Annotated in this window: 11 protein-coding genes; 5 read left to right on the forward strand and 6 right to left on the reverse strand. The window is 63.1% G+C overall.

What is annotated here, in order from left to right; translation table 11 throughout:
* Nucleotides 1-188 precede the first annotated feature (188 nt).
* Nucleotides 189-1,259: a cobalt-precorrin-5B (C(1))-methyltransferase gene (locus tag ACO06F_RS03045; RefSeq protein ID WP_421695223.1), complete on the reverse strand. Its 1,071-nt coding sequence runs from the start codon at nucleotides 1,257-1,259 to the stop codon at nucleotides 189-191.
* Between ACO06F_RS03045 and cobA the strand changes: the two genes are divergently transcribed.
* From cobA to cbiB, 4 genes are read left to right on the forward strand one after another with little or no spacing between them, the layout of a single operon-like run.
* The gene (cobA, locus tag ACO06F_RS03050) at nucleotides 1,258-2,127 is read left to right on the forward strand and encodes a uroporphyrinogen-III C-methyltransferase (RefSeq protein ID WP_421695224.1); all 870 of its coding nucleotides are present in this window, start codon (nucleotides 1,258-1,260) and stop codon (nucleotides 2,125-2,127) included. The two genes, ACO06F_RS03045 and cobA, sit on opposite strands and share 2 nt — an antisense overlap.
* Nucleotides 2,120-3,394 carry a cobyrinate a,c-diamide synthase gene (locus ACO06F_RS03055; RefSeq protein WP_421695225.1) on the forward strand — a complete coding sequence of 425 codons (1,275 nt, stop codon included), beginning with the start codon at nucleotides 2,120-2,122 and terminating at the stop codon, nucleotides 3,392-3,394. The genes cobA and ACO06F_RS03055 overlap by 8 nt, the downstream gene beginning before the upstream one ends.
* Nucleotides 3,391-4,851 carry a cobyric acid synthase gene (locus tag ACO06F_RS03060; RefSeq protein ID WP_421695226.1) on the forward strand — a complete coding sequence of 487 codons (1,461 nt, stop codon included), beginning with the start codon at nucleotides 3,391-3,393 and terminating at the stop codon, nucleotides 4,849-4,851. Before ACO06F_RS03055 ends, ACO06F_RS03060 begins: the two co-directional genes overlap by 4 nt.
* Before the next feature lie 14 nt (nucleotides 4,852-4,865).
* Nucleotides 4,866-5,807 (forward strand): adenosylcobinamide-phosphate synthase CbiB, encoded by a 942-nt coding sequence (gene cbiB / locus ACO06F_RS03065; protein ID WP_421696609.1) that lies wholly within the window; start codon nucleotides 4,866-4,868, stop codon nucleotides 5,805-5,807.
* Here the strand turns inward: cbiB and cobU are convergent.
* Nucleotides 5,800-6,303 (reverse strand): bifunctional adenosylcobinamide kinase/adenosylcobinamide-phosphate guanylyltransferase, encoded by a 504-nt coding sequence (gene cobU, locus ACO06F_RS03070; RefSeq protein ID WP_421695227.1) that lies wholly within the window; start codon nucleotides 6,301-6,303, stop codon nucleotides 5,800-5,802. The genes cbiB and cobU overlap by 8 nt on opposite strands.
* The gene (locus ACO06F_RS03075) at nucleotides 6,300-6,683 is read right to left on the reverse strand and encodes a DUF1636 family protein (protein WP_421695228.1); all 384 of its coding nucleotides are present in this window, start codon (nucleotides 6,681-6,683) and stop codon (nucleotides 6,300-6,302) included. Before ACO06F_RS03075 ends, cobU begins: the two co-directional genes overlap by 4 nt.
* An 83-nt stretch (nucleotides 6,684-6,766) precedes the next feature.
* Between ACO06F_RS03075 and ACO06F_RS03080 the strand changes: the two genes are divergently transcribed.
* Nucleotides 6,767-7,534, forward strand: coding sequence for an NAD kinase (locus tag ACO06F_RS03080; protein ID WP_421695229.1), 768 nt, complete (start codon nucleotides 6,767-6,769; stop codon nucleotides 7,532-7,534).
* A gap of 242 nt (nucleotides 7,535-7,776) precedes the next feature.
* On the opposite strand, the gene ACO06F_RS03085 is transcribed toward ACO06F_RS03080, so the two are convergent.
* The 3 genes from ACO06F_RS03085 to ACO06F_RS03095 all read right to left on the reverse strand — a co-directional run bounded on the left by ACO06F_RS03085 (nucleotide 7,777) and on the right by ACO06F_RS03095 (nucleotide 11,620).
* On the reverse strand, nucleotides 7,777-8,958 hold the full coding sequence (locus ACO06F_RS03085; protein ID WP_421695230.1) for a DUF2336 domain-containing protein: 1,182 nt from the start codon (nucleotides 8,956-8,958) through the stop codon (nucleotides 7,777-7,779).
* Nucleotides 8,959-9,984: 1,026 nt separating this feature from the next.
* Nucleotides 9,985-11,202, reverse strand: coding sequence for an MFS transporter (locus tag ACO06F_RS03090; RefSeq protein WP_421695231.1), 1,218 nt, complete (start codon nucleotides 11,200-11,202; stop codon nucleotides 9,985-9,987).
* A gap of 49 nt (nucleotides 11,203-11,251) precedes the next feature.
* Complete coding sequence (locus ACO06F_RS03095; RefSeq protein ID WP_421695232.1) at nucleotides 11,252-11,620, reverse strand: hypothetical protein; 369 nt, start codon at nucleotides 11,618-11,620, stop codon at nucleotides 11,252-11,254.
* Nucleotides 11,621-11,754: the final 134 nt, after the last annotated feature.

An 11,754-nucleotide genomic window follows, 5' to 3' on the forward strand; every position in this document is an offset into this window, starting at 1 on the left:
TCCCGGCACCTGCGCACGAGACGGGCGCATCCGGGTTTCCCGTCTCCCGTCGCCACGCGTTGGGAGAAGAGTATGGTGCCACAGCAACAGAGCCACGAGAACGGGCACGCAATTCCCCTTCGGCCCCCGAAATGGCGAGTGGGGGTAAGTCTGAATCCCAAATCCACCCCTCAAACCTCGTCAACACCCTACCCCGCACGCGCCAGAATCTCCCCCTGCCGGGAAACGATGATCACATCCGCGTGGACCGGTGCCTCCTTCAGCACTTCGCGCACCGTCTTGAGCCCCGCATCCGCCACGCGCTGGGCCAGTCCCAGCCCCTGCGCCATTTCCAGCACCTCCTGTGCCGTGTTGGCGGCGAGCACCTTCTCGCAAGGCAATTCCGGGCAAGCTTTCGCCAGCCAGTCCATGTCCACTTGCGACCGCCCCGAATGAAGGTCCAGTGCCCCCTGCGCCAGCTTGCTAATCTTGCCGAAACCGCCGCCGATGGTCACACGCGGCACCGGGTGGGTGCGGAGATATTTCAGAAGGCCTCCGGCGAAATCCCCCATGTCCAGCATGGCCTCCAGCGGCAATCCATAATGCGCCTGCACTGCATCTTCAGAGGTGGACCCGGTGCAGCCCGCAACATGGGAAAGCCCCATGGCACGCGCCACATCGATGCCGCGGTGGATGGAGGCAATCCACGCCGCGCAGGAGAAGGGGTTCACGATTCCCGTTGTTCCCAGTATCGAAAGCCCGCCTACAATGCCGAGCCGCGGGTTCCAGGTTTTCAGGGCCAATGCCTCGCCCCCCGGAATCGAAATTTCGATTTCCACGCCGTCGCCGCCAAGCTCGGCTATCACCTGCGCCATCATCTGCCGTGGAACGGGATTGATGGCGGGCTCACCGGGTGCAATGGGAAGCCCGGCCTTGGTCACCATGCCAACCCCCGGCCCCGCCTTGAAGCGAATGCCCTCTCCCCCTTCGCGAACCGTGGCCACCACCGTGCAGCCATGGGTCACGTCCGGGTCATCGCCTGCATCCTTGATGATTCCCGCCCGTGCCCAGCCCTCACCCCTCTCTTCCAGCGCCAAAGGGAAGGCGGGCGTCTCGCCTTTGGGCAGTGTAATCATCACCGGGTCGGGGAATTCGCCTGTGCGCAATGCCGCAAATGCTGCCTTCACTGCCGCCGTTGCGCATGCGCCCGTGGTCCAGCCGCGCCTTAACTCGCCTTCGGGCTTCTCTCTTCGCATCGGCCCACTGTATAAGGCTGCCATGGGACTTGGACCAACGAAAAGGATCGGTGACTGGGTGAGCTCCGGAGAGCAGGAGACGGGCTTCGCACGGCTGGATGCCGAGGCGTTCCCCAGCTTCGAACCGGGCTGGGTCTGGCTCGTGGGCGCAGGCCCTGGCGCTCCCGGCCTCATGTCGCTCATGTGCTACCACGCGCTCCAGACCTGTGACGTGGTCGTCTATGACGCGCTGGTGAATCCGGATATTTTGCGCTGGGTGAAAGTGGGTGCCGAGCTTGAATATGCGGGAAAGCGCGGCGGCAAGCCTTCGCCCACGCAAAAGAACATAACACTCCGCCTCATCGATCTGGCGCGGTCGGGAAAGCGCGTGCTCAGGCTCAAAGGCGGGGACCCGTTCATGTTCGGCCGCGGCGGGGAAGAGTGCCAGCACCTGGCCGAGGCCGCCATTCCCTTCCGCATCGTTCCCGGCATCACCGCGGGGATCGGCGGGCTCGCCTATGCCGGCATGCCAGCCACCCATCGGGACACCAACCATTCGGTGATCTTCCTGACGGGTCATGACGCGACCGGCAACATGCCCGCCAATGTCAATTGGGGTGCTGTTGCACTGGCCTCCCCCGTCATCGTCATGTACATGGCGGTGAAGCATCTGGGAGAAATCGCGGCCGCGTTGATGGCAGGCGGGCGAACCGCGGATGATCCCGTGACCGTCGTTTCCAACGCCTCCATGCCGCATCAGCAAGTGGCCTCCACCACTCTGGGCCAGGCGGGGGATTTCGTGGCGCAGAAAGAGCCGCCGACGCCCGCCATCGTGGTCGTCGGCCGCGCCGCCGATTGGCGCACGCTGCTTGACTGGTACAAGGGGCCCTTGCGGGAGAATCCGGTTGGCTAAGGCCATTCTCGTCGCGGCCCCCTCCTCCGGCAGCGGCAAGACTTTGGTCACGCTGGGTCTGCTGCGGGCCTTTCGCAACAGCGGTCTCCGCGTCGCCTCTGCCAAGGTAGGCCCCGACTATATCGACCCGCGCTTCCATGAAGCCGCAACCGGATGCCCCTGCTACAATCTGGACCCGTGGGCAATGAGTGCCGGGCAGATCAACGCCCTAACCCATGACCTCGCAGCGGAGTCGGACCTTGTCATCATCGAAGGCGTCATGGGCCTGTTCGATGGCCCGCGTGGTGCCAAGGGCTCCACGGCGGATTTGTCCGCGCTGCTGGGTCTGCCCATTCTGTTCACGCTGGATTGCCGCCATCAGGCCCAGTCCGCTGCAGCACTCGTCCACGGCTTTGCGACGTACCGCAGTGACGTCCATCTCGCGGGCGTCATCCTCAACCGCATCGCCAGCGAGCGGCATGAGCATCTGCTGCGTGAAGCCTTGGGGTCACGGGTCATCGCCGCCCTGCGAAACGATGACGAGCTTGCTATGCCCTCCCGCCATCTGGGCCTCGTCCAGGCGCAGGAAATGGCAGGCCTCGAAAGCTTCATCGAAGCCGCGGCGCGGCGCGTGCACCATCCGGACCTGCTGGCCCGCATTCTCGATCTCGCGGCGCCGTTGCACACGGAGTCCGGCCCTGCGCTGCTGAAGCCCCTTGCCCAGTCCATCGCCGTGGCGCGGGATGAGGCCTTCTCCTTCGCCTACCCCCATCTTCTCGATGGCTGGCGAAATCAGGGCGCGAGCTTGTCCTTCTTCTCGCCGCTGGCGGATGAAGCGCCTGATCCCGCTGCACTTTCGGTCTTTTTACCGGGCGGCTATCCCGAACTCTATGCGGCGAAGCTCTCTGCCAATGCCACGTTCCTCGACGGGCTGCGCGGTCATCCGGGACTCATCTATGGTGAGTGCGGAGGTTATATGGTCCTGGGCGAAAGCCTGACGGATGCCGAGGGCATCACCCATCCCATGGCAGGCCTGTTGCCCGTGGTGACCAGCTTCGCCAGCCGCAAGCTGCACCTGGGTTACCGCCGTCTCACACCCCTCAGCCCGGCCCCCTGGATTGCTCCGCTGAATGCCCATGAATTCCATTATTCCACGCTCGTTTCCCAATCCGCGGCCGAGCCTCTGTTCGACGCGGCCGATGCGACGGGGGAACGTCTGGCACCCATGGGTCTCCGCCGTGGCCGGGTTATGGGCTCCTACGCCCACGTCATCTGCGAGGCGCTGTGACCCGCGCCATTATGTTCATGGGAACGGGGTCTGATGTGGGGAAGTCCCTCATCGTCGCCGGGTTGGCGCGGGCCTATGCCAATCGGGGGCTGAAGGTTGCTCCGTTCAAGCCGCAGAACATGTCCAACAATGCGGCAGTGACGGTCGATGGCGGGGAAATAGGCAGGGCGCAGGCGCTGCAGGCCCGGGCGGCGCGTGTGGAACCGTCGGTTCACATGAACCCGATCCTGCTCAAGCCCGAGACGAGTACTGGCGCGCAGGTCATCGTTCAGGGGCAACGGCAGAGGTCGATGACGGCGCGGGAATATTTCCGCAACAGGGCGCAATATCTGGGCTCCTGCATCAGCAGTTTTCGCATCATTTCGCAGCAGTCAGACGTGGTTTTGGTCGAAGGTGCGGGCAGCCCGGGGGAGATCAATCTGCGCGATGGGGACATTGCGAATATGGGGTTTGCGGAGGCCGTGGACATTCCGGCGGTGTTGATCGGGGATATTCACCGGGGCGGGGTCATTGCCTCCATCGCGGGCACGTTCGACATCATTTCAGCACCAGATCGCACACGGCTAAAAGCATTTATGATCAACAAGTTCCATGGCGATCCTGAGCTGTTTTCGGAAGGACGAACCTTCCTTGAGCGGCGTACGGGCACGCCCTGCCTCGGTGTCATTCCATACTTCCCCAACGCGAGATATCTTCCCGCAGAAGATGCAGTTAGCCTTGAGGAAACTCTTGTAACCTCCTCCACTGGAACGAAAATCTCCGTCCTCCGTCTGCCCCGCATTGCCAATTTTGACGATCTGGACCCGCTGCGGATGGAGCCGGGGGTGGCCCTCAGCTTTGTCCAGCCCGGCGAACCAATCCCCGCGGACAGCCGACTTGTGGTGATTCCTGGCTCAAAATCAACGGTTTCAGACCTCGCCGCGCTGCGCCGCGAAGGCTGGGACATTGACCTGAAAGCCCATGTCCGGCGTGGCGGCCTGGTCCTCGGCCTGTGCGGCGGATACCAGATGCTCGGTCAGAAAATCCATGATCCTCAAGGACTTGAAGGAAACTTTGGAAGTTTTGAAGGACTGGGGCTGCTGGATGTTGAGACGACCCTTCTCCCCGACAAGACCCTCACCCGCATCTCCGGCACGCACGTGCCCACCGGGGCGGTGCTGGAGGGCTATGAAATCCATCTCGGCAAAACCACCGGACCCGCCTGCGCCCGGCCCTTCGCCCTGCTGGACGGCCACGCCGATGGTGCCATCAGCCCCTCCGGCCAGGTCATGGGAAGCTACTTGCATGGTTGCTTCAGTGCTGACGATTTCCGCTACAAATTCCTGAAATCGCTCGGAATTCTGTCTGGTAACCTGCGCTTCGAAGAGACCATCGAGCGGACGCTCGACGGGCTTGCCGCGCATCTCGAAGCGCACCTCGACCTTGACCATCTGCTGTCTCTGGCGAGGGAGCTGTGATCGACTGGCCGGTCATGGTTTTCGGCCGCGCCGCCGTGGCGCTGCTGGTGGAGCGTTTCGTGGGCTACCCACAGCCCGTCTTCGCCCGGATCAGCCACCCCGTGGTGTGGATAGGGAAACTGATAACTGTTCTGGATCAACACCTTAACAAGCCGCGTGTGGCCCCTCAAGACGGCCGGCTCAGGGGCACTTTCGCGCTCCTCCTGCTCATCGCAGCAGCCTTCATTCCCAGCTGGATCATTGCCCGGATGCTTGAGCACTGGCCGCTCGGGTGGCTCATCGAGGCGCTGCTGGCCACCAGCTTGATTGCTCAGAAATCCCTGAAAGATCATGTACTTGCTGTCTATGATGCGCTCGGGCGGTCATTGCCAGAAGCCCGCCAGGCGGTCAGCATGATTGTGGGACGCGACCCCAGCCAGCTGGACGAATCCGGCATCGCCAAGGCCGCCCTCGAAAGCCTGGCCGAGAACAGCTCCGACGGGATCGTGGCCCCGGTGCTGTGGTACGCCCTGCTGGGCCTGCCCGGCATCGCCGTCTACAAGGCGATCAACACCGCGGACTCCATGATCGGGCACAAATCCGAGAAATATCAATGGTTTGGATGGGCCTCTGCAAGGCTGGACGATGCTGTGAACCTGCCCGCATCCCGCCTCACCGGCCTCCTCTTCGCGGCCACCGGCCCGCGCAATTTCCGACAGATCTTCGAAATCATGCGGCGTGACGCGCCGAAGCACCAATCCCCTAATGCCGGCTGGCCGGAAGCCGCCATGGCCGCGGCGCTGGGCCTGCGTTTCGGCGGCCCGCGCAGCTACAATGGTGAACCGGTAGACCTCCCCTACATGGGCGAAGGACGTGATCTGATCACCCGCGCAGACATCAAAAACGGGTTGAAACTGGTGTCAAAAGCGATGCTGTTTGGAGCATTTTTGTTACTGTTTGGAGCACTTCTCACTTGAGTTTGAGAGGCAGCCCCGCGGCGATGAAGTAGACATTCTCCGCTACCGCCGCCAACCTCTGGTTGGCGAGCCCCTGCTCATCCCGGAAGCGGCGGGCCATGGCATTCTCTGGCACGATGGAGAGGCCGACCTCATTCGAGACGAGAATGACCTGTGCCGTACAGGCCTCAAGCGCTGCACAAAACTGCGCCACCTCTGCCCCCAGATCGCGGCCATGGTGCATCAGGTTCCCGAGCCAGACGGTAACGCAATCCATGAGCACCAGACCCGCGGCCTGGCGGATGACGCTGGCAGGATCGAGCGGTGCCTCCACCGTGACCCAGCCGGCACCTGCGCGCTGCTCCCGGTGGCGGGCGATGCGCTGGCGCATCTCCTCGTCAAAGGGCTCAGCGGTGGCGAGATAGGTGCGGGGGGCCCCCAGATCCGGCGCGAGGCTCTCGGCAAAGCGGCTCTTGCCGGAGCGGGCGCCGCCCAAGACGAGGGTGACATGGCTCACGGCTTGGGCGCCGCCGGAATGCGGGCGATGAAGTGACCGCGCATGCGGTCCGGCCATTGCCGGAAGGACACCTCGCCGCTCTCGCTTCCGCCATGGAGTGCAAACCAGTCCAGGATGGCCTCCGCCTGCTCGCGCGTGGGCTCATGATCGCCGGTGAAATAGGTGAAGCGGGCTTCGTCCCGCAGGACCACGCTGCAGTGGCGCTTGCAGTTCCACAGGCAGGCCTGGGTGGCGATGGGAAGGTCAGATCCGCGCGCGGCAATCGCGTCTCGCATGTGGGCAATGAGCGTCTCACCGCCGGTGCGGCCATCGGGGCCCAGCTTCTCCAGAGCTGAGAATTTGCAGGTGGTGCACATGACGATGTCGCGGGTCGCAGGCAAGGCTCTGAACTTTCACAAGGGTTGCCAAGGAGGCTGCCTTCAATGTAGGCAATCACCTTAGCTGTCAACGCGATGAAAACGGCATGAAATTCAAGTCTATCGCCTTCCTCGCGTCGGACTCGCCCGAGGCGCGCGAGGCCGCGCTGCGGCTCAGTGCCATGCACGGCAACGCGGACCCGACGGTTGCCGACTGCGTGGTGGCGCTCGGCGGCGACGGGCTGATGCTGCAGGCGCTCCACCGCTTCGTCTCCACCGGCATTCCGATCTACGGCATGAACCGCGGTACCGTGGGTTTTCTCATGAATGATTATGCCGAGGAGGCGCTGAAGGAGCGGCTGGAGGCAGCGGAACTCACCACCATCCATCCGTTGAGCATGACGGCCGTGGACGAGACCGGGCAGACGCACCGGGCCATTGCCTTCAACGAAGTCTCGCTTCTCCGCCAGCGGCACCAGGCAGCGAAACTGAAGATCGCCATCGACGGCCGGACACGGCTTGATGAGCTGATCTGCGACGGCGTGCTGGTGGCAACACCTGCAGGGAGCACCGCCTATAATCTCTCGGCGCATGGGCCCATCCTGCCGATCAATTCCGAGCTTCTGGCTCTCACGCCGATCAGCGCCTTCAGGCCCCGGGGCTGGCGCGGCGCGATCCTGCCGCATCAGGCCAAGGTGGGGATCAGCATTCTCGAGGGCGAAAAGCGCCCGGTGGCGGCGGTGGCCGACCACGTAGAAGTGCGCCACGTGCGCGAGGTGGAAATTGCCCAGGACCAGACCCGAGCGGCACGCATCCTGTTCGACCCCGGCCACAGCCTGGCGGAACGCGTGCTGAGGGAGCAGTTCAGGTTCTGAGGGGGCCAGCGTCCGCAACGCCGCACCGCCCGAAGCGGGACCCCAGCCTGCGCTGGGGTGACGGGAAGAGAGAAACGGGAACGCGGCGGAGACTCATTTCAGGCCATCGCTACGCCGCACCGCCCGAAGCGGGACCCCAGCCTGCGCTGGGGTGACGGGAAGAGAGGAAGCCCTTTGACCGTCATCCCAGCGACGGCAGGGATCCAAATTCTGTTTCGGGTTGTGACGGAGCGATTGGGAATTTACGCCGCGCGCTGGATGTCGGCTTTCAGGCGCTTGGCGAGGTGGCGGGCGGTGTCGGCGGCGAAGCGGCTGACGAAGTCCAGATTGCGGGGCTGTTCGAGGACCGGCATCGATTCATAACGGGTCAGCAGGGTTTCGATCAGTTTGCGGCCAAAGTCATCGGGTGAGAGACGAACGCCGGCATCGCCTTCGTCACGTGCCACATCGCAGGCGGCGCGGAGGGTCCAGTAGCAGGTCTGCGGCAGGCCGCATTTGGCGTGCAGCGATCTGAAGCTGCCCTTGCCATTCATCTGCTCGCGCACGCGCCACAGGGGCGCATCTGCGAGAATGGCGAAACATTGCGCGACAACGGTCATGGCGCCCAGGCATGCGGCACGGACGATCAGCGATGGCGTCAGCAATTCGCTGTCCATCAAATAGGTGATGGCCTTGGGAAGATCTTCAGGCTTCGCCGCAGCGAGCACCTGGATGATGGCGACTTCCTCCGCATCGGTCACCAGTTCCACCGTTTCGAATGCGGGGAGCCAACCGCGGCTGGCCACCAGTGCATGCAGATTACCAGCCGACTTGCGGGCCTGATTGATGCGGATGACCGGCGGCAGATCCGGCCTTGCGAGCAGGATATCAAGCATCACCTTCTCGTCGCAAAAGCGCAGATAGAGCTTGTCGTAATTTGCAGGCCTGATGACCGCGTCCGTATTTTCCAGCAGCAGCGCATTCACGGGAAGCGAGAGTGTGGTGGTGATGAAGTCCACCGCTTCCGCGGTGATATCGGACCGGAGTGCCACGATGGCCTGGCGCGCTTCATCGCCCGCGCGCAGGACGGCCAGCATGTGCCAGCGGGTGAGAGCGGGCGTCTGGCTGAGGAATGGAAGTGCCAGCTCATCTTCCAGGGAGACGATGGCGAAGAGGAGATCGGCGTGGAGATCGGCCTGCTTGCTCAGGCCTTCGCTTAGAACTTTGCGGACCTCTGCGCTCTCATCCGCTACCAGGCGCATGGCAACGGGAAGCACCTGCTCACGCTCGCTCAGGGGGTTTTCGGCATCGCACAGGAATGCCGCAATCTGGCGCGCGAGACTGATGCGCTGCTCAGCACCACCACCCGAAATCACATCCATGAAGATCTGAATGTCGAGACCGAGGCCCGGTTCTTGTTTGGCGGATGTGGCGGCGTTCTGCATGTATGTCATCTCCACACGCACAGTCTCATCGGAGGTTTAATATTTCGTTGACCATGAGGGCGGCGAAATGACGAAGAACAGCGTGCTTCCAGCTCTCACCGTCATGCCAGCGCAGGCTGGCATCCCGCTTTGCTTGCCGCACGTGCCGACGCAAAGCGGGACCCCAGCCTTCGCTGGGGTGACGGAATGGATGGGGTGTAAATCGGGTGCGCGGTCAAGTGAGATCAGGTTCAATCTCGCACCGTCATGTCAGCGTAGGCTGGCATCCCGCTTTGCTGGCCGTGCATGCCGACAGACAGCGGGACCCCAGCCTTCGCTGGGGTGACGGAATGGATGGGGTGTAAATCGGGTGCGCGGTCAAGTGAGATCAGGTTCAATCTCGCACCGTCATGCCAGCGAAGGCTGGCATCCCGCTTTGCTGGCCGTGCATGCTGACAGACAGCGGGACCCCAGCCTTCGCTGGGGTGACGGAATGGATGGGGTGTAAATCGGGTGCGCGGTCAAGTGAGATCAGTTTCAATCTCGCACCGTCATGCCAGCGCAGGCTGGCATCCCGCTTTGCTGGCCGTGCATGCCGACAGACAGCGGGACCCCAGCCTTCGCTGGGGTGACGGAATGGATGGGGTGTAAATCGGGTGCGCGGTCAAGTGAGATCAGTTTCAATCTCGCACCGTCATGCCAGCGCAGGCTGGCATCCCGCTTTGCTGGCCGTGCATGCTGACAGACAGCGGGACCCCAGCCTTCGCTGGGGTGACGGAATGGATGGGGTGTAAATCGGGTGCGCGGTCAAGTGAGATCAGTTTCAATCTCGCACCGTCATGCCAGCGAAGGCTGGCATCCCGCTTTGCTGGCCGTGCATGCCGACAGACAGCGGGACCCCAGCCTTCGCTGGGGTGACGGAACGGATGGGGCGTAAATCGGGTGCGCGGTCAAGTGAGATCAGTTTCAATCTCGCACCGTCATGCCAGCGAAGGCTGGCATCCCGCTTTGCTTGTGACGGACCGGATCTGGTGACCTTACCGCGCGCTAATCCTGCAGCAACGGCGGGTTGGCGGGGGTGGAGATAGGGCTTACGGTCATCACATCCTTGGCCTGGGCCTTGCGGTAATCCGGGCTGCGCCATTTGCGCCACAGTGCCACGATGGCAAGTGCAGAGTGGACGACGATCATGAAGATCAGGAAGCCGTTATGGCCCAGATTGCGCATCAAGGTGCCAGCGATGATGGGGCCTAGAATGGAGCCGATCCCGTAGAGCAGCACGAGCTTCGCCGAGGCGCCGAGAGCCTGGTCCTTGCGCAGGTGATCGTTGGCGTGGGCAACAGCCAGCGAATAGATCGGCAGCGAGATCACGCCGAAGGCGGTGATGAGCGAGATCAGAAGAAGGCGCGAGAGATAATAGCCACCTGCCAGCGTGATGGCGGCAATGACCGCCGAGACCAGGCTCAGGAGCATGATGATGGTGCGCCGGTCGATCCGGTCCGACACCCAGCCGATCGGATACTGCGAGAGGATGACGCCCAAGGGCGGCAGCGCCATCATCAGAGAAACCTGGTAGATTTGCAGGCCCTTGGCGAGGCCGAAGATGATGCCGAGGCCGAAGAAGGCGCTCTGCCCCAGGCCGCAGGCGATGACGCCGACGACGGCGAGCGGTGAGGCCCGCCAGATATCCGCGATGGCGATGGTGCGCGCGCCTTCAACGTTCGGCGCCTCCGACGGCAGGAGCGTGAGCGGCACGAGCGCCATGGACAGGAGGCACGAGACGATGATGAAGCGGACATAGCCCGAAGGGTCCGACACGTTGAGCAGCAATTGCCCGAGGCCCAGCGCGCCATAGGTGACGATCATGTAGAGCGACATCATGCGCCCGCGATTTTCGTTGGACGCGGCGGAGTTGAGCCAGCTTTCGCAGACGATATACATGCCCGAGACGCAGAGGCCGACGACGACGCGCAACAAGAACCAGAATACCGGCTCCACAAACAGCGGAAACAGCAGAACAGCGGTGGAGACGATGGAGGCGAGGCCTGCAAAGGTGCGCTCGTGGCCGACACTTTTCACCAGCCGCGGGGCCACCCAGGTGGAGAGCAGCATGCCGGCCGAATAGCCGGCCATGACGAAGCCCGTCACATCCGTGCCGAAGCCCGACTGATCCGCCGCGAGGCTGACGAGCGAACCGTTGAGCCCCTGCCCCAGGCACAGCATGGCGACGCTGGAGAGCAGGATCCACAGGGAGGTGTAATTCATCGGACGGTTCCGCCGGGCTGTTGCCGCGCGCAGTCTCGCAGAATGCGGTTCAGACGGCTATCCCCGCCTGGCGGAGTTTGAAATGCAGCAGGTCACGGTCAAACGGCATCATCAGCACGTCGGCTGCGCCTTCGAGAATGGTCTGCCCGAACATCTCGGTATCGGGCGTATCGGCAAAGAGGAAGACGACCGGGGGCTTGCCCCTGGCCGTGAGGCGCAGGCGCTTGACGAATTCCTTCGGCGCACCGCCGCTGGCGCGGGCGGAGACCATGACCACGTCCGGCGAATTGTCGTTGCAGAAGCGCACCGCATCATCCGTTCCGCTGGTCAGCGACGTCTCAAGCCCAAGGCCCGACAGCATCTGCTCCAGATACTGCCGCGGGCGGCCGTCTTCATCAATGAGCAGACACATGGTCATGTCTACAAACCTCTTTAACTGGGCTCAACCGCCCGTCACCGTCTGATCGAGTCCTGCGCCAGGCTGGTTAATGAGGCGTTAACGAAGTTATCCACAGCTTTTCCACAGGCTGTAAACACTTGAGCCACAGGGAA

It is taken from the genome of Aestuariivirga sp. (assembly GCF_965227715.1).
GTDB lineage: Bacteria > Pseudomonadota > Alphaproteobacteria > Rhizobiales > Aestuariivirgaceae > Aestuariivirga.